The following is a 16322-nucleotide window of genomic DNA, read 5'->3' on the forward strand; positions in this document are numbered from 1 at the left end:
GGAACGCGGGCGGGTCTATCTGACCGGCACGCAAGCCCTGGTGCGGTTGCCCATGATGCAGCGCCAGCGGGACGTCGCCGCCGGCCTCAATACGGGTGGCTACATCACCGGCTATCGCGGCTCACCGCTCGGTGGTTTCGACCAGGCATTGTGGCAGGCCAAGCCCTTCACCGAGAAGAACCACATCGAATTCCGGCCGGCGCTGAACGAGGACCTCGCGGCGACGGCCCTCTGGGGCACCCAGCAGATCCACCTCTATCCCGGCGCCCGCTACGACGGCGTCTTCGGCATGTGGTACGGCAAGGGGCCGGGTGTCGACCGCTCCGGCGATGCCCTGAAGCACGCCAACTATGCCGGGACGTCCCCGCACGGCGGCGTGATTGCCCTCGCCGGCGATGACCACATGGCCAAGTCCTCGACCCTGGCCCATCAGAGCGAGCCTGCCTTCATCGCGGCCGGCATCCCGATCATCCATGCTGCCAGCGTCCAGGAGTATCTGGACCTCGGCCTGCACGCGTTCGCGATGTCGCGTTACTCCGGTCTTTGGATCGGCTTCAAGGTCCTGAGCGAGACCGTGGATTCGTCGGCCTCGGTCCATATCGATCCGCATCAGGTCGGAATTTGTAGCCCGACGGACTTCGTCATGCCGCCCGAAGGGCTGCACATTCGGTGGCCTGACGACTGGCTTGGTCAGGAGAGACGCCTCGTCACGCTGAAGCATCCGGCAGCGCTCGCCTACTGGCGCGCCAATCGGCTCGATCGGGTGATGATCGGCCGGGCCGATGCGCGCTTCGGCGTCGTCACCGTCGGCAAATCCTATCTCGACGTCCGTCAGGCATTGGACGAGCTCGGCCTCGACGACGCCGAAATCGAGCGGCTGGGCATCGCCATCTACAAGGTTGGTCTGGTCTGGCCACTGGAAACCCAAGGCGCGACCGCCTTCAGCGAGGGCAAGCGCGAGATCCTCGTGGTCGAAGAGAAGCGGCCGCTGATCGAGCAGCAACTGAAGGACGCGCTGTTCAATGCCCCAGCCGATCGCCGTCCGATCGTCGTCGGCAAGATCGACGAGCAGAACCGGCCACTGCTCAAATCGGACGGCGAGCTGACCCCATTCGAGATCGCTTCCGCTATCGTTGCCCGCGTCGGCCTCGGCGCCTTCAGTCAACGCACGCGGGAGCGCTTCGAGGGCCTGAGGCGGCGCGCGCTCCGGCAGATCCGCAACGAGGCCGGCATGGCGCGGGTGCCCTATTTCTGCTCTGGCTGCCCGCACAACACTTCGACCAAGGTGCCGGAAGGCTCGATGGCAATGGCCGGCATCGGCTGCCACACGCTCGCGATCGGCATGGAGCGCAACACCAGGACCTTCACGCACATGGGCGCCGAAGGCGCATCCTGGGTCGGTGCCAGCCATTTCACCGACATGCCGCACGTTTTCCAGAACCTCGGCGACGGCACCTATTTCCATTCCGGCTATCTCGCGATCCGCCAGGCGATCGCCGCCGACACGAACATCACCTACAAGATCCTCTACAACGACGCGGTGGCCATGACCGGCGGCCAGCCGCACGACGGCAACGTCCATCCATGGACGATCAGCCAGCAGGTTCACGCCGAGGGCGTGCGGCGCATCGCGCTGGTGAGCGACGAGCCCCGCAAATATCCGGCCGACGCCCGCTGGGCGCCGGGCGTCACCTTCCACCATCGCGATCGGCTCGACGAAGTGCAGCGCGAGCTGCGCGACTGGAAGGGCGTGTCTGTGCTCATCTACGACCAGACCTGCGCCGCCGAGAAGCGCCGGCGCCGCAAGCGCGGGACCTATCCCGACCCGGCCAGGCGTGCCTTTATCAACGAGGCCGTCTGCGAGGCCTGTGGGGACTGCTCCGTCCAGTCGAACTGCCTCTCCGTGACGCCGGTCGAGACCGAGTTCGGCGTCAAGCGCGCCATCGACCAGTCCTCTTGCAACAAGGATTTCTCCTGCGTGAACGGCTTTTGTCCCAGTTTCGTTACCGTCGAAGGCGGCCGCCTGCGCCGGGGCGCGGCAGAGAAGGCCAAGCCGGCGCCGGTCGCGAGCGAGCCGCCACTTCCCATGGCACCTCGACCGCCTTCCGTCAGTGACAGGCCATACGGCGTGCTGATCACGGGTATTGGTGGCACAGGGGTCGTCACCATCGGTGCGATCGTGGGGATGGCCGCCCATCTCGAGGGCAAGGGCGCCACCGTGCTCGACCAGCTTGGCATGGCGCAGAAGGGGGGCGCGGTCATCAGCCACGTCCGGATTGGCCAGTCGCCCGAAGCACTGCACGCAGTCCGCCTGGGCGCCGGCGGCGCCGATGTGTTGCTGGGCTGCGATCTGGTCGTGAGCGCGAGCCCCGAAGCCCTGGCCAAGCTCGAGCCCGGGGTTTCCCGCGCCGTCGTCAATACCCACGAAACCATCACCGGCGAGTTCACGCGCCGACCCGATCTCGCCTTTCCCTCACATACGCTACGCCTCTCGATCGAGGCAGCCGCGGGTGCCGAGGCCTGCGATTTCCTCGAAGCGACGAAGCTCGCCACCGGCCTGACCGGCGATTCGATCGCGACCAATCTCTTCATGCTGGGATACGCCTACCAGAGGGGATTGATCCCGATCGGCCATGATGCACTCGAACAGGCGATCGAATTGAACGGTACCGCGGTAGCGATGAATCTCGGCGCCTTTCGCTGGGGCCGCCGCGCGGCCACCGATCGCCATGCCGTCGAGAACCTCGTGGCGCCGGCCGCCCCGGGCAATGTCGTCGCGTTCACTCGCGCATCGCATACGCTCGACGAGCTCGTCGCTTCCCGAACAACACTGCTTGCCCAGTTCCAGAACCGGTCACTGGCGGAGCGCTACCGCGCACTGGTCGAACGAGTTCAGGCGGCCGAACAGAAGGCCGTGCCGCGCGAGAGCCCGCTCGCAGAGGCCGTCGCCCACAACTATGCCAGGCTGCTCGCCTACAAGGACGAGTACGAAGTGGCGCGTCTCCACACGCATGCCGCCTTTGCCGCAGGGCTCAGTCAGCAGTTCGAAGGCGACTACCGGCTCAGGTTCCATCTGGCACCGCCGTTGTTGGCACGCCGCGATCCCGGGACGGGCCATCTGCTCAAGCGGGAATACGGTCCCTGGATACTGCCCGCCTTCCGCCTTCTCGCGCGGTTGAAATTCCTGCGCGCCACGCCATTGGATCCCTTCGGTCACACGGCCGAGCGCAAGCAGGAACGCGGCCTGATCGGCGACTACGAGCGGCTGGTCGACGAGCTTCTCTCGGGCCTCACGCCAGCCAACCATGCGCTCGCCGTCAAGCTCGCGTCGGTGCCCGACGAGATCAGGGGCTACGGACATGTCAAGCAGGCCAACCTCGTGAAGGCCAAGCGCAAGGAGGCCGACCTTCTCGCCCAATGGCGCAATCCCGCGCCCTTCAAGCAGGCGGCCGAGTAGCCGGCTGGAAAAGAAGACGCAAACCGCATAGAAGAGCCGCATGCGCCTGCGTCTTCCGACAGTCCTGACCTTTGCCGTCCTCGGGCTCACTGCCTGTGCACCGGCATACGAGGACGGTCACCTCTCGCGTTCGATCAATCAGCAGCGGGTCGTGCGCGATACCTGCCTTTCCACCGAAGCGAGCTCGCTCGATGATGGACGTTCCGCCCCAGAAGTCGTCGCCCGGGCCGCCTCCGCCGCCTGCACCGCCCAGAACGACAAGCTCATTCAGCTCATGTCGACGATGGACCAGGGTGGCGAGGCGCAAATCACCGAAGCGGTCCGCAAGGACTCGGTCGTCAAGGCCACGTCCTACGTTCTCGCCATACGGGCCCGGAACGGAAAGTAGATCGATCTCTTCGTCCGGCCGTCAGCGCGGTGTCACCCGTTTGGCCCGCAGCACCGCCGCCTGCCCTTGGTCGGCCGGCACTTCGCTGATCGAGCAACGCGGACCCCAGAGGCCGCCATTCATGGCAACCTCGACATACCGCGTCTCGCCGGCGGCGATGTCGACCTGCCGTTCCGCGGTGTTGTCGGTCTTGCACACGATATCGATAGGACCAGGTGGTCCTTCGAGCCGGAAGTAGGTATTCGCGGCAAGCGCGGCGCCATAGCCACCGGCCACGCCGACATCGACCGTCTTGGCGAGCGCCATCCAGCCCGGCCGGTAGACATATATCGCGCCCGCCCCTTGCGCGGGCGGATCGAAGCGCTTGCCCTCCTGATCGGCTTGCGGGTCGGCCATCGGCACGCCGGCGCAGGCCGCGAGCGCCATCGTCAGGGTCGTCGTCAAGACAATGCGGATCACGGACGGGCTCCTCGCTCTGGGCATCGAGGCTTATCGCATGCGCCGGCTTGCGGGCGAATTGACGGCGAATTGGTGGAAAAGCACATCGCAGCAACGATCGGGCGAGCCCGGCGTTGCTCACGCATGCGCCGGTGCAAACCGTGCTTGCCAGCGCCGCCCGACTTTCACGAGGGGAATGCGATGCCGTCCAAAAAGCCACCCTCCGCGGAGACCAAGCGCAAGACCGACGACAAGCTGGATCAGGCCCTCAAGGACAGCTTTCCCTCGAGCGATCCGGTTTCCATCATCGAGCCCGCACCCGAGGAACCCGGTGAAACTTCGGAAACGGAGAAGCGAAAGCCACCGGAGAAAACTCCGCGCTCGCGGGCCCTGAATCGCGGTTGAAGCAAGGCGGCCGCAGTCAGCGGCCGATCTTCTGCCACCACTGGCGATCAGGCTGGGGCCAGCCACGCGCTGCCATGCAACTCGCAATCAGGCGATCGCTGGACTTGGCATCGCCGTAGGCATCCATCTGGGCAGGCAGCGCACCTTGGCCGTAGCGGTCGCGGTCGTCGCGGAACACGTCACGACGGGTAGTGTCGACCATCCGCCGACTCTTCAGATCGTCGTTGACCTGGGCGGCGCAAAGCGAGTGGTCATGGTCGTATTTTTCCGGGTTCTTCGCGCGCGCATCGTCAGCTGCCGGTTGAGTGCAGCCGGCCGCCAGCAGCATCACGGCCATGACGACGGCCCGCCTTCTCATTTGATGCCTCCGACGGCAGCTTCGATCGCCTTGAGGGCGTCCGGCGCCCGGGCCGCGTCGGGACCGCCGCCCTGGGCCATGTCGGGGCGGCCGCCGCCGCCCTTGCCGCCCAGCGCCGCGACGCCCGCCTTGACGAGGTCGACCGCGCTCAGCGTCTTCGACAGATCGTCGGTGACTCCGACCACCGCCGAGGCCTTGCCCTCCTCGACGCCGATCAACGCCACAACACCCGACCCGAGTTTCTTCTTGAATTCGTCGGCCATGCCCTTGAGGTCCTTGCCGGGAACGCCGTTCAGGACCCGGCCGATCATCTTCACCTTGCCGACCTGCCGCACCTCGTCGGCGACGCCGCCGCCTCCGGCGCCGCTGCCCGCGAGCGCCAGCGCCTTGCGGGCATCGGACAGCTCGCGCTCGACCTTGCGCTGGCCTTCGACCATCGCCGCAAGACGGTTCGGCAGGTCTTCGGGCCGAACCTTCAGCGTGTTGGCCGCCTGATTCAGCAGGTCGAGCTGATGACGCACATATTCCTCGGCCGCCGCGCCAGCCAGGGCCTCGATACGACGCACTCCCGCCGATACCGCTCCCTCCCCGACGATGCGGAACAGGCCGATGTCGCCCGTGCGCTGGGCATGGGTCCCACCGCATAGCTCGATCGAGTATTTCTCGCCGTCGGCGCCGCCCATCGAGAGGACGCGCACCTCGTCGCCGTACTTCTCGCCGAACAGCGCCATGGCGCCGGCCGCAATCGCCTCCTCGGGCGTCATGAGACGCGTATCGACCGGCGTGTTGAGGCGAATGCGCTCGTTCACTTCATCCTCGATGCGCCGCAGCTCCTCCTGCGAGATCGACTTAGTGTGGCTGATGTCGAAACGCAGCCTGTCCGGCGCCACCAGCGAGCCCTTCTGCGTGACATGCGTGCCGAGATGACGGCGCAGTGCCTCGTGCAACAGATGGGTCGCCGAGTGATGAGCCCGCAACTGCGCACGGCGGACGGCATCGACCGTCATGACCACATCGTCGCCGACCTTGATTGCGCCCTTGCCGACCTTCGCATGATGGGCGTGCAAATCGCCCACCATCTTCTGCACGTCGGCAATCTCGGCCTCGCCCGCCGGACCGACGAACCGGCCGGTGTCGCCGAGTTGGCCGCCCGCCTCGGCATAAAACGGCGTCTGGTTGACCACCAGCCAGCCGGTCTGCCCGGCCTCGAGCGAAGTGACTTCCTTGCCCTCGACGATGATCGCCGTGACCTTGCCTTCGGCGCGCTCGGTATCGTAGCCGAGGAACTCAGTGGCACCGACCTTCTGGCGGACATCGAACCAAATCGCCTCCGACGCCGCCTCGCCCGAGCCCGCCCACGCCGCCCGGGCCTTGGCACGCTGCTCGTCCATCGCCTTGTCGAAGCCGGCGGTGTCGACCGTGATGCTGCGCGCGCGCAACACATCCTGCGTGAGGTCGAGCGGGAAGCCATAGGTGTCGTACAGCCTGAAGGCCACCTCGCCCTTCAGCGTGCCGCCCGCGGACAAGCCTCGGGTCTCGTCCTCCAGAAGCTTGAGGCCGGTGCCGAGGGTGCGCTTGAAGCGCGTCTCCTCGAGCCGCAACGTCTCGGTGATCAGCACCTGCGCGCGTCCGAGCTCGGGATAGGCGTCACCCATCTCATGCACGAGCGTCGGCACCAGCCTGTAGACCATCGGCTCGGTCGCCCCGAGGATATGCGCATGCCGCATCGCCCGGCGCATGATACGGCGCAGGACGTAGCCGCGGCCCTCGTTCGAGGGCAGCACGCCGTCCGCGATCAGGAACGAGGTGGCGCGCAAGTGGTCGGCAATCACCTTGTGCGAGGCCGACTGCGGGCCGTCGGGATCGACGCCGGTCTCATGCGCGACAGCCTCGATCAGGACGCGGAACAAATCGATGTCGTAGTTGTTGTGCTTACCCTGCAGAACCGCGGCGATGCGTTCCAGCCCCATGCCGGTGTCGATGGAGGGCTTGGGCAGCGGCATCCGCAGGTCCCTGGTCTGCTGCTCAAACTGCATGAAGACCAGATTCCAGATCTCGACGAACCGGTCGCCGTCCTCGTCCGGGCTGCCCGGAGGCCCGCCTGGAATCCCCTCGCCGTGATCGAAGAAGATCTCCGAGCACGGGCCGCAGGGGCCGGTGTCGCCCATTGCCCAGAAATTGTCCGAGGTCGGGATGCGGATGATCTTGCTGTTGGAAAAGCCGGTGATCTTGCGCCAGCAGGTCTCGGCCTCGTCATCCTCGGCGAACACGGTCACCAAAAGCCGGTCCCGGGGCAGGCCGAATTCCTTGGTGATCAGGTTCCAGGCCAGCTCGATCGCGCGTTCCTTGAAGTAGTCGCCGAACGAGAAATTGCCCAGCATCTCGAAGAAGGTGTGATGGCGCGCGGTATAGCCGACATTCTCGAGGTCGTTGTGCTTGCCGCCGGCCCGCACGCATTTTTGCGAGGTGGTGGCGCGCGAATAGGGCCGCTTCTCGAGGCCGGTGAAGACGTTCTTGAACTGCACCATGCCGGCATTGGTGAACATCAACGTCGGGTCGTTGCGCGGCACCAACGGGCTCGAGCCGACGATCTCGTGGCCGTTCTTGTGGAAGTACTCTAGGAATGTGCGACGGATGTCGCTGACGCTTGCCATGGTGCGATCCTTGTAGCGTGCGCGCGTCGCCCAAGTCCATCCGCGGGGAATAGCGGTTTTATGGTCGATTCAGGCCAAGTCACGGCCACTTTGCGCCTCTCCGTCGGGGATTTTCGTATCGCCCATCCCATGACCGTGCCGGTCGATGCCGTCCCTGCGACAGCGGTCGTTCCGGTGCTGCAAGGCCTCGTTAACGCCGTGGTCGAGGCCGCCGAGGAGCGCACCTCACAGATGGGAAAGGCCATCTCTTGCCGCAAGGGCTGCGGCGCCTGCTGTCGTCAGCTCGTGCCGATCTCTCGGACCGAAGGCGAAAGGCTTCTGGCCGTGCTTGACGCTCTGCCGGTCGAGCGGCGCGCCGCCGTGCAGGCCCGCTTTGCTGCAGCGGACGCCGCGCTCGCACAATCGGGCCTGCGCGACGGGCTGCTCGATCCCGAAAAGCGCGCGAGCAAGACGGACCGCGAGCTTTCAACCGCCTATTTTGCCCTCGGCATCGCCTGCCCCTTCCTCGAAGACGAAAGCTGCTCCATTCACCCCGAGCGACCGCTGGTCTGCCGCGAATATCTCGTGACATCGCCGGCCGAGCTTTGTGCCGGACCGGCACAAGAAGGTGTGGCTCCCGTGCCGGTGCCGAAGCTCTCGGCAGCTGCCCGCGGTCTCCAGGACGAGACCGAGACCTGGTTTCCGCTCGCCCTGCTGACGGCATGGAGCCAGGCGCGCCGCGCCGACCCCGTCAACCGGACAGGGCCGGAATGGGTACAGCGCTTCCTGAAGATGCTCGGTTCGAAGTAACCGGACCTTGCTGCTCTACTTGGTCGCCGACTCTGTGGGTTGCTTCGGACGAACCGAATCGGCAACACCCTGGATGAAGGCAATGATCTTGACCACGTCCTCGTCCTTCAACTTGCCGGTGAAGTCCGGCATGCCTTGCGGCTTGAAGGGACCGTTGAACACTATGTCCTTAAGATTCGTGATCGTCTCCGCGCTGACGTAGCCGAGATTCCTGACGTTGCCGCCGTTGTAGACGCCCGGCACGCCGTGACAGATCGCGCAGTTCGACACATAGAGCAGCGTGCCCGGAACGACATCGGCCGGATCGTATTTCACGCCCGTGAGCAGGCCTGCAGTCTGGTACTTGGTGAAGGGTGGCAACTGCGCCTTGCCGTCCACGGCGAAGGTATAGACCGTGCCGGGACTGTCGAGTTCCGTTGCTCGCACCGCCACGCCGAAAACGCCGCCCCAGCCGACCGCGACCGACACATATTGCACGCCGTCGATCAGGTAGGTCGAGGCCGCCGCGACCACGCCGGTGCCGGTCGGCGTCTCCCAGAGCTTCTCGCCGGTCTTGGCATTGTAGGCGATGAAACGACCGTCCGCGGTACCCTGGAAGACGAGGTTGCCGGCGGTGGTGAGCGTCCCCCCATTCCAGGGCGCAACATAATTCTGACGCCAGACCTCCTGCTGCTTCACGGGATCCCAGGCGATCAGCCGGCCGAACGGCAGGCTCTTGGGTGGCGTCGCATTTATCGCGAAGCCCAGGTTCCAGCCGAGGTTGCCCGCGAATTCGCCCGGCTTGTTCCCGTTGTGCGACCAATTCGGTTGCCCGGTCAGATTCACCGGCACGTTCTGCGCCGGCAGATAGACGAGGCCGGTCATCGGATTGAACGACATCGGGTGCCAATTGTGGGCGCCATACGGGCCGGGAATGGCGTCGAACGCCTTGTCGGGCGAGCGGGCTTCGGCCACTTCGATGGGCCGGCCATCCGGCCCGTATCCGGTCGCCCAGTTCACATCGACGAAGTTCTTGGCCGAGATGAACTTGCCGTTGGTGCGATCGATGACGAAGAAAAAGCCGTTCTTCGGCGCGTGCAGGATGACCTTGCGCGGCGCGCCATCGATCGTGATGTCGGCCAGGATCATCGGCTGGGTGGAGGTATAGTCCCAATTGTCGCCCGGCGTTTCCTGGTAGTGCCACTTGTATTTGCCGCTGTCGGCGTCCAGCGCCACGATCGAGGCGAGGTAGAGATTGTCGCCGCCGGCGGGGCTGCGCAGGTTGCGATTCCACGGCGACCCGTTGCCGGTGCCGATATAGACCATGTTGAGGTCGGGATCGTAGGTGATGGTGTCCCACGGCGTTCCGCCGCCGCCATTGATCCAATACTTGCCCGCCGGATCCCAGGTCTTGGCGGCGGCCGCCATCGACTCGTCCTCGTAGGGCTTGCTCGGGTCGCCCGGCACCGCGAACCAACGCCATGCCTGGTTGCCGGTCTCGGCGTCATAAGCGGTTACGTAGCCGCGCACGCCGTACTCGGCACCGCCGTTGCCGATGATCACCTTGCCCTTGGCGGCGCGCGGAGCGCCGGTGATGGTGTACGAATGGGAGTGATCGATGATCGTGTCTTTCTCCCAGACCTTCTGGCCGGTCACGGCATCGAGCGCGATCAATCGGCCGTCATAGGCGCCCACATAGACCTTGCCCTTGTAGAGTGCCACGCCCCGGTTCACGACGTCGCAGCAGCCCTTGTAGCCGTTCTCTCGGGCCACGCCGGGATCGAAGGTCCAGATCTTCTTGCCGGTGCGGGCATCGATGGCGTGGACGACGCTCCACGAGGCGGTGACGTACATGATGCCGTCGACCACGATCGGGGTCGCCTCGACGCCGCGGGACGAGTCGAGGCTGTAGGACCAAACGAGACCGAGTTTGTTGACGTTGTCGGCATTGATCTGATCGAGCTTGCTGAACCGCGTCTCCGCGTAGTCCAGGCCGATGGTCGGCCAGTCCTTCGAGGTCGCAGTGTTGGTCCGGACCGCGCTCTCGTCGATCGCCGACGTCACGGACCTTATGTGCTCGGCCGATCCCTTGGCTTGTTGCGCCAGCGCGCCGGCGCCGAAGGCGATCGTCGTGACGACTGCCGCCATCGCCCAGGGGAAAAAGTTGTTCGGGAGAATCGCAGCGAATTCGGCACGGTCGGCAAGACGTCCCATGGCATCCTCCCCGATGGTTTCTGACGCCCGAGAGCGTTCTCAAACGAGGAAAGGCCGGCTGGTGCGAAAAACTAGTGCGGACGCCACGCGGCAGCCAGTCCATACCGAACGCGCTCGCGGATGATCGCTATGGAATGTTGGCGGGTGCCGGAAGGCTCGTCAATAGAAGTAGATAAAGCTTCTCGTCTTCGTGCTGCAGAAATGAAAGGGGCGGTGCTGCGCGTGGGGGAACAGCACCGCCCGGACCGGAGACAGAGGCTTGATGTAGTCCGGTCGAAAGCCTAGTCGTCCTGATCCTCGTCGCCGCCCTTGCCGCCATCCATCAGCGCGTCGGCGACGATCCCGGCGTTGGCCCGGACTTTCTGCTCGATCGCCTGGGCGATCTCCGGATGTTCCTTGAGGTAGGTCTTGGCGTTCTCGCGGCCCTGGCCGATACGCTGGCCGTCATAGGAGAACCAGGAGCCCGACTTCTCGACCACGCCGGCTTTCTCGCCGAGATCGATCAGCTCGCCGCTCTTGCTCACGCCCTCGCCGTACATGATGTCGAACTCGACCACCTTGAACGGCGGTGCCACCTTGTTCTTCACCACCTTCACGCGCGTAGCGTTGCCGACCACCTCGTCCCTGTCCTTGAGCGCGCCGATACGACGAATGTCGAGGCGCACCGAAGCGTAGAACTTCAGCGCATTGCCGCCGGTCGTCGTCTCCGGGCTACCGAACATCACGCCGATCTTCATGCGGATCTGGTTGATGAAGATCACCAGGGTGTTCGACTTGGAGATCGAGGCCGTGAGCTTGCGCAGCGCCTGGCTCATCAGGCGCGCCTGCAGGCCCGGCAGCGCGTCCCCCATCTCGCCTTCGAGTTCGGCCCGCGGCACGAGAGCGGCAACCGAGTCGATCACCAGCACGTCGATGGCGCCGGAGCGAACCAGCGTGTCGGCGATCTCGAGCGCCTGCTCGCCTGCATCGGGCTGGGAAATCAGGAGGTTGTCGATGTCGACGCCCAGCTTCTTGGCGTAGGCCGGATCGAGCGCATGTTCGGCATCGATGAAGGCACAGGCGCCGCCCTTCTTCTGGGCTTCGGCCACGCAGTGCAGCGCCAGGGTGGTTTTGCCAGAGCTTTCCGGCCCGTAGATCTCGACGATGCGGCCCTTGGGCAGGCCGCCGATGCCAAGCGCAATATCGAGGCCCAGCGAGCCGGTCGACACCGCCTCGATCTCCAACGCCTCGCGCTGGCCGAGCTTCATGATCGATCCCTTGCCGAAGGCGCGTTCAATCTGCGCCAGAGCGGCATCGAGCGCCTTGTTCTTGTTCTCCATGCCCTCTTTCTCGACCAGTTTCAGCGCTGCCGACATTGGCTGCCTCCTCTTGTTCTCCCACGCTCGCGTCCGAAGCGGCAATGCGGATAAGTCCGCCAGGGAATGACGCCAATGTACCTAGTTTGTTCACATCATCAAGTGACTAATTAATCACCTGAAATAATTAAACTTATTGACACAAGTTCTAGGTATGTTCTGTCGTCAGCGACGCCAGCCTGTGGATCGCGGCGATAAGGCCGACGACCAGCCATTGTTTGTCCACGACCCGTCGGCCGGCGTAACATCGGCGCAACCAAATGGAAATGGGCGCATCATGGGGGGACTGTAGCGGTCGGCGATGACCAGCATCGCAACAGAGGCGCCGTCCCTGACCCCGACCCGGCCGTCTCGCCGCACGCTGCGCGGCCGGCTGGGACGACGGGTCTTGCCCTATTTGCTTCTCGCGCCCTCGCTCGCGCTGCTCGCGGGTTTCACCTACCTGCCGATCGTACGCGTGGTCTGGGACTCCCTGCGCGACCGGCCGCTCGGCCGGCTCGCAAGTGTGTTCGTCGGATTCGGCAACTATGCCGGGCTGCTCTCCGACCACGCTTTCATGAAGGCGGTCGTCAACAACCTGATCTACGCCTTCGGAACCGTACCGCTCAGCATGGTTTTGGCTCTCTTGTTCGCACTCGCCTTGCAGCGCTCGACGCGGGTCAACTCGATGCTCCGCGCTCTGGTGCTTTTCCCGTCGATGGTGCCGCTGGTGGCGGCCGCGTCGCTGTTCTTCTTCATCTTCCTGCCCGGTGTCGGATTGTTCGACTACTATCTCGGCAAGATCGGCGTCAGGGGCGCCAACTGGCTGGGCGATCCCGACATCGCGCTGTGGTCCCTGATCGGCATCACGGTGTGGAAGAACGCCGGCTACTACATGCTGTTCTATCTCGCCGGTCTGCAGACCCTGCCCGGAGATGTTCTCGAGGCCGCTACCATTGATGGCGCCAACACCTGGCAGCGCCTGCGTCACGTCATCGTGCCCCTGCTAGCGCCCACCACCGCTTTCGTGCTGGTGATCGCCCTGATCAACGTGCTCACCCAGGTCGACCATGTGATCGTGCTGACCAAAGGCGGACCGAGCAACTCGACCAAGCTGGTGCTCTACTACATCTTCGAGCAGGCGCACGAGAACTTCGCCGCCGGCAAGGCGGCCGCGGCGAGCGTGCTGTCGGTAGCCTTCCTGCTTGCAGTGTCGGTCGTGTCGCTCAAGACCATGGAACGGGGCGCCCATGCGGCGAGCTAGCCTCGCCATCACCGGGCTGATGCTGGTTGTCGGCTTCTTCTGGTCGACACCGTTCCTGTGGACGCTGGTCGCCTCGTTCAGGCCGGACAGCGCCATCGGCATGGCGTCGTTGGTGCCGGACTACAAGCCGACCTTGGCCAACTTCGCGGAAGCACTCGATACCGGCAACTTCGCGATCTACTACCTGAACACCGCCATCGTCGCCTTCGGTATCCTGGCGGTGCAGATCGTGACCATCTCGCTGGCCGGCTACGCCTTCGCGCGCCTCTCCTTCCCGGGCCGCGAGCTGATCTTCTACGTCTTTCTGCTGCAGCTCATGCTGGTGCCGCCGATCCTGATCGTGCCCAATCTACGCACCATCGTCGATCTCGGCCTCTACGGCAGCCTGCTCGGCGTGATGGCGCCCTACTTCGCCTCCGCCTTCGGCACCTTCCTGATGCGCCAGACCTTCCGTCAGATCCCGCGCGACTTCGAGGAAGCTGCGGTGATCGACGGTGCGCACTGGTGGCAGACGCTGTGGCACGTCCTGCTGCCGATGGCCAAGCCCGGGCTGGTCGCCTTCTCGCTGGTCTCTCTGATGGCGCACTGGAACGAGTTCCTGTGGCCGTTGATGGTGCTGAACGAGCCGCGTACCCAAACGCTCACCATCGGGCTGGCGACCTTTGCGCTCGGCAGCGAAGGCGGCAAGGAATGGGGGGTGCTGGCTGCCGGTACCCTCCTCGTGATGTTCCCCCTGCTCGCTCTGTTCGCGGTCTTCCAGCGGCAGTTCGTCAACAGTTTCATGTTCTCGGGACTCAAAGGATAAAGGAGATAGCTCATGCGCTGGCTTTCCTTCGCTGCCGCCGTCGCCCTCGCGGTCATCGCGCCGGCGCTGGCCGACGCCCAGACGAGAATCGACTTCTTCTTTCCCGTGCCGGTCGACGGCAAGCTCGCCAAGGAAATGACGCGGCTGGTCAAGGTCTACAACGAGAGCCAGAAGGACGTATCGGTCACGGCCGTCTATACCGGCAGCTACGACGAAACCAAGCTCAAGGCGCAGGCCGCGGCAAGTGCCGGCAAGCCGCCGGCGGTCGTGCTGATGAGCGCCAACTTCGTGCTCGACCTCAAGCTTTCCGGCGACCTGATTTCGCTCGAGCCGATGCTCAAGGCCGACGGCGCGACTCGCGAAGCCTTCCTGGCCGACTTCTGGCCGGCGCTGCACGCCAATGCCACGGTCGACGGCGAACTCTATGCCGTGCCGTACCAGAACTCGACGCCGCTGCTTTACTACAACAAGGATCACTTCAAGGAAGCGGGCCTGGATCCCGAGAAGCCGCCAAAGACCTGGTCCGAGCTGGTGGCCGACGCCAAGAAGCTGACCAAGGGCAGCGGCGACAATGTCGAGCGCTACGGCTTCTCGATGCCCGAAGGCTACGACTACATGGGCTGGATCATGGAAGCCCTGTGCCTGTCCAACGGCGGCCGCTACTTCAACGAGGAGTATGGCGGCGAGGTCTACTACGACACGCCGTCGATGCTGGGCGCCGCGCAGTTCGTCGAGGATCTCGTCTACAAGCACAAGGTGATGCAGCCGGGCGTGGTCGAGGGCGGTGCCGTGTCGACCAACTTCCTCGCCGGCAAGGTGTCGATGATGCTGCTCTCGACCGGCAGCCTCTCCTTCATCCGAGACAACATGAAGGCGAGCTACGGCGTGGCCTACGTGCCGAAGAACGTGCGCAATGCCGTGCCGATCGGCGGCGGATCGCTGGTCATGTTCAAGGGGCTCAACGAGGATCAGAAGGCGGCCGGCTGGAAATTCATCAAATGGCTGAGCTCGCCCGAGACCCTGGGCGGCTGGAGTCGTTTCACCGGCTACTTCGCACCGCGCAAGTCGTCCTACGACCTGCCCGAGATGAAGGAGTTCATGGCCAAGTACCCGGACGCCAAGGTGGCGATCGAGGAATTGCCGTTCGCCAAGCCGTGGTTCGCGACCTACCAGACCGTGGCGGTGCGCAAGGCGCTGGAAGACCAGATTCAGGCCGTGCTGAACGGCAAGAAGAAGGCCCCGGAGGCAGTCAAGGAGGCGCAGCGCAACGCCGATGCGCTGATGAAGCCCTATGTCGACCAGACGGCGCTGAAGTTGCCGTAGCTTGATTGGAGTACCAGTATGACTCTCATTGCGCAGATCACCGACATGCACATCCGGCCTTCAGGGAAGAAGGCCTACGGCGTGGTCGACACGGAGGCAATGCTGCGTGGTGCGGTGTCGTCCATCCTTGCGGAGTCGCGGCGGCCCGACCTCGTGATCGCTTCGGGCGACCTTACAGACTGCGGGCTGGTCGAGGAGTACGAGCTGTTGCGCGACATCCTGAAGCCCTTGCCGATGCCGGTGTACCTCATCCCCGGAAACCACGACCGGCGCGAGAATCTTCGGCTCGTGTTCGGGAGCGAGGGCTACATGCCGATGAACGGCGAGTTCCTGCACTATACGGTGGAGGATCAGCCGCTGCGCCTGATCGCGCTCGACACCGTGGTCCCCGGCAAGGGCCATGGCGAGATGGATGCGCCACGACTTGCCTGGCTAAGGTCGCGCCTCGACGAGCAGCCCGACCGGCCAACCATGATCTTCATGCACCATCCGCCGTTCCCGACGGGTCTGCAGCACATGGATTCCATCAACTGCCGCAACGCGGACGCAATGGCGGAGCTGGTGCGCCGGTATCCCAACGTCGAACGCGTGGTCTGCGGCCACCATCACCGTTCGATCCAGATCCGCTGGGCCGGAACGATCGGCAGTGTCGCGCCGTCGGTCGCCCATCAGGTCGTCCTCGACCTGCAGCCGCACGAGGATGCGCTCTTCACGATGGAACCGCCGGGCTATCACCTGCATCTCTGGCAACCCGACGCCGGCGTCATCACCCACACCTCGTTCGTCGGCCAGTTCGCCGGCCCCTATCCCTTCCTGCTCGATCCCGACTATCCGGCGTTCGGCGACAAGGCGGCGGCGCCTATGACACACAATGCTGCAACAAAACCGATGTCGTCCCGAGCATAGCGCGCGGG

General features: G+C 64.7%; 13 protein-coding genes. 8 read left to right on the forward strand and 5 right to left on the reverse strand.

Features of this window, described 5'->3' with window-relative positions:
• Both VH499_RS02000 and VH499_RS02005 read left to right on the forward strand, forming a co-directional pair.
• The coding region (locus VH499_RS02000) for an indolepyruvate ferredoxin oxidoreductase family protein (RefSeq protein ID WP_414709734.1) at positions 1–3457 on the forward strand (3457 nt) is incomplete at its 5' end.
• A 40-nt stretch (positions 3458–3497) separates the two neighbouring features.
• Positions 3498–3845: a hypothetical protein gene (locus VH499_RS02005; protein WP_332051006.1), complete on the forward strand. Its 348-nt coding sequence runs from the start codon at positions 3498–3500 to the stop codon at positions 3843–3845.
• Positions 3846–3866: 21 nt separating this feature from the next.
• Here VH499_RS02005 and VH499_RS02010 read toward each other — a convergent pair whose 3' ends face one another.
• Positions 3867–4304 carry a hypothetical protein gene (locus tag VH499_RS02010; protein ID WP_332051007.1) on the reverse strand — a complete coding sequence of 146 codons (438 nt, stop codon included), beginning with the start codon at positions 4302–4304 and terminating at the stop codon, positions 3867–3869.
• A 180-nt stretch (positions 4305–4484) separates the two neighbouring features.
• Here VH499_RS02010 and VH499_RS02015 point away from each other — a divergent pair, with 180 nt between their 5' ends.
• Entirely contained in the window at positions 4485–4688 is a 204-nt protein-coding gene (locus tag VH499_RS02015; protein ID WP_332051008.1) for a hypothetical protein, read from the forward strand.
• Positions 4689–4704: 16 nt separating this feature from the next.
• Here the strand turns inward: VH499_RS02015 and VH499_RS02020 are convergent, their stop codons facing one another.
• Together VH499_RS02020 and alaS are read right to left on the reverse strand one after the other, a co-directional pair.
• Complete coding sequence (locus VH499_RS02020; protein WP_332051009.1) at positions 4705–5025, reverse strand: hypothetical protein; 321 nt, start codon at positions 5023–5025, stop codon at positions 4705–4707.
• A 17-nt stretch (positions 5026–5042) separates the two neighbouring features.
• Positions 5043–7700: an alanine--tRNA ligase gene (alaS, locus tag VH499_RS02025; RefSeq protein WP_332051010.1), complete on the reverse strand. Its 2658-nt coding sequence runs from the start codon at positions 7698–7700 to the stop codon at positions 5043–5045.
• 129 nt (positions 7701–7829) lie between these two features.
• Here alaS and VH499_RS02030 point away from each other — a divergent pair, with 129 nt between their 5' ends.
• Complete coding sequence (locus tag VH499_RS02030; protein WP_332051011.1) at positions 7830–8489, forward strand: YkgJ family cysteine cluster protein; 660 nt, start codon at positions 7830–7832, stop codon at positions 8487–8489.
• 15 nt (positions 8490–8504) lie between these two features.
• Here VH499_RS02030 and VH499_RS02035 read toward each other — a convergent pair whose 3' ends face one another.
• Entirely contained in the window at positions 8505–10616 is a 2112-nt protein-coding gene (locus VH499_RS02035) for a PQQ-dependent dehydrogenase, methanol/ethanol family (protein ID WP_414709736.1), read from the reverse strand.
• 347 nt (positions 10617–10963) lie between these two features.
• Complete coding sequence (gene recA, locus VH499_RS02040) at positions 10964–12037, reverse strand: recombinase RecA (RefSeq protein ID WP_332051013.1); 1074 nt, start codon at positions 12035–12037, stop codon at positions 10964–10966.
• 301 nt (positions 12038–12338) lie between these two features.
• Between recA and VH499_RS02045 the strand changes: the two genes are divergently transcribed.
• The 4 genes from VH499_RS02045 to VH499_RS02060 are packed head-to-tail and all read left to right on the forward strand — an operon-like array spanning position 12339 to position 16314.
• Entirely contained in the window at positions 12339–13280 is a 942-nt protein-coding gene (locus tag VH499_RS02045) for a sugar ABC transporter permease (protein WP_332051014.1), read from the forward strand.
• A complete protein-coding gene (locus VH499_RS02050; protein WP_332051015.1) occupies positions 13267–14085 on the forward strand; it encodes a carbohydrate ABC transporter permease in 819 nt (272 codons plus the stop codon). Before VH499_RS02045 ends, VH499_RS02050 begins: the two co-directional genes overlap by 14 nt.
• A 12-nt stretch (positions 14086–14097) precedes the next feature.
• Positions 14098–15408, forward strand: coding sequence for an ABC transporter substrate-binding protein (locus tag VH499_RS02055; RefSeq protein WP_332051016.1), 1311 nt, complete (start codon positions 14098–14100; stop codon positions 15406–15408).
• Positions 15409–15426: 18 nt separating this feature from the next.
• A complete protein-coding gene (locus VH499_RS02060) occupies positions 15427–16314 on the forward strand; it encodes a phosphodiesterase (RefSeq protein ID WP_332051017.1) in 888 nt (295 codons plus the stop codon).
• Positions 16315–16322: the final 8 nt, after the last annotated feature.

Source organism: Reyranella sp. (genome assembly GCF_036558665.1).
In the GTDB taxonomy this organism is placed as follows: Bacteria; Pseudomonadota; Alphaproteobacteria; order Reyranellales; family Reyranellaceae; genus Reyranella.

Bases quoted from the DNA above. Each gene is read 5' to 3' on its own strand.
- VH499_RS02005 (WP_332051006.1), top strand. From the start codon at position 3,498: ATGCGCCTGCGTCTTCCGACAGTCCTGACCTTTGCCGTCCTCGGGCTC.
- VH499_RS02015 (WP_332051008.1), top strand. From the start codon at position 4,485: ATGCCGTCCAAAAAGCCACCCTCCGCGGAGACCAAGCGCAAGACCGAC.
- VH499_RS02020 (WP_332051009.1), bottom strand. From the start codon at position 5,025: ATGGCCGTGATGCTGCTGGCGGCCGGCTGCACTCAACCGGCAGCTGAC.
- alaS (WP_332051010.1), bottom strand. From the start codon at position 7,700: ATGGCAAGCGTCAGCGACATCCGTCGCACATTCCTAGAGTACTTCCAC.
- VH499_RS02030 (WP_332051011.1), top strand. From the start codon at position 7,830: ATGACCGTGCCGGTCGATGCCGTCCCTGCGACAGCGGTCGTTCCGGTG.
- VH499_RS02035 (WP_414709736.1), bottom strand. From the start codon at position 10,616: ATGGCGGCAGTCGTCACGACGATCGCCTTCGGCGCCGGCGCGCTGGCG.
- recA (WP_332051013.1), bottom strand. From the start codon at position 12,037: ATGTCGGCAGCGCTGAAACTGGTCGAGAAAGAGGGCATGGAGAACAAG.
- VH499_RS02045 (WP_332051014.1), top strand. From the start codon at position 12,339: ATGACCAGCATCGCAACAGAGGCGCCGTCCCTGACCCCGACCCGGCCG.
- VH499_RS02050 (WP_332051015.1), top strand. From the start codon at position 13,267: ATGCGGCGAGCTAGCCTCGCCATCACCGGGCTGATGCTGGTTGTCGGC.
- VH499_RS02055 (WP_332051016.1), top strand. From the start codon at position 14,098: ATGCGCTGGCTTTCCTTCGCTGCCGCCGTCGCCCTCGCGGTCATCGCG.
- VH499_RS02060 (WP_332051017.1), top strand. From the start codon at position 15,427: ATGACTCTCATTGCGCAGATCACCGACATGCACATCCGGCCTTCAGGG.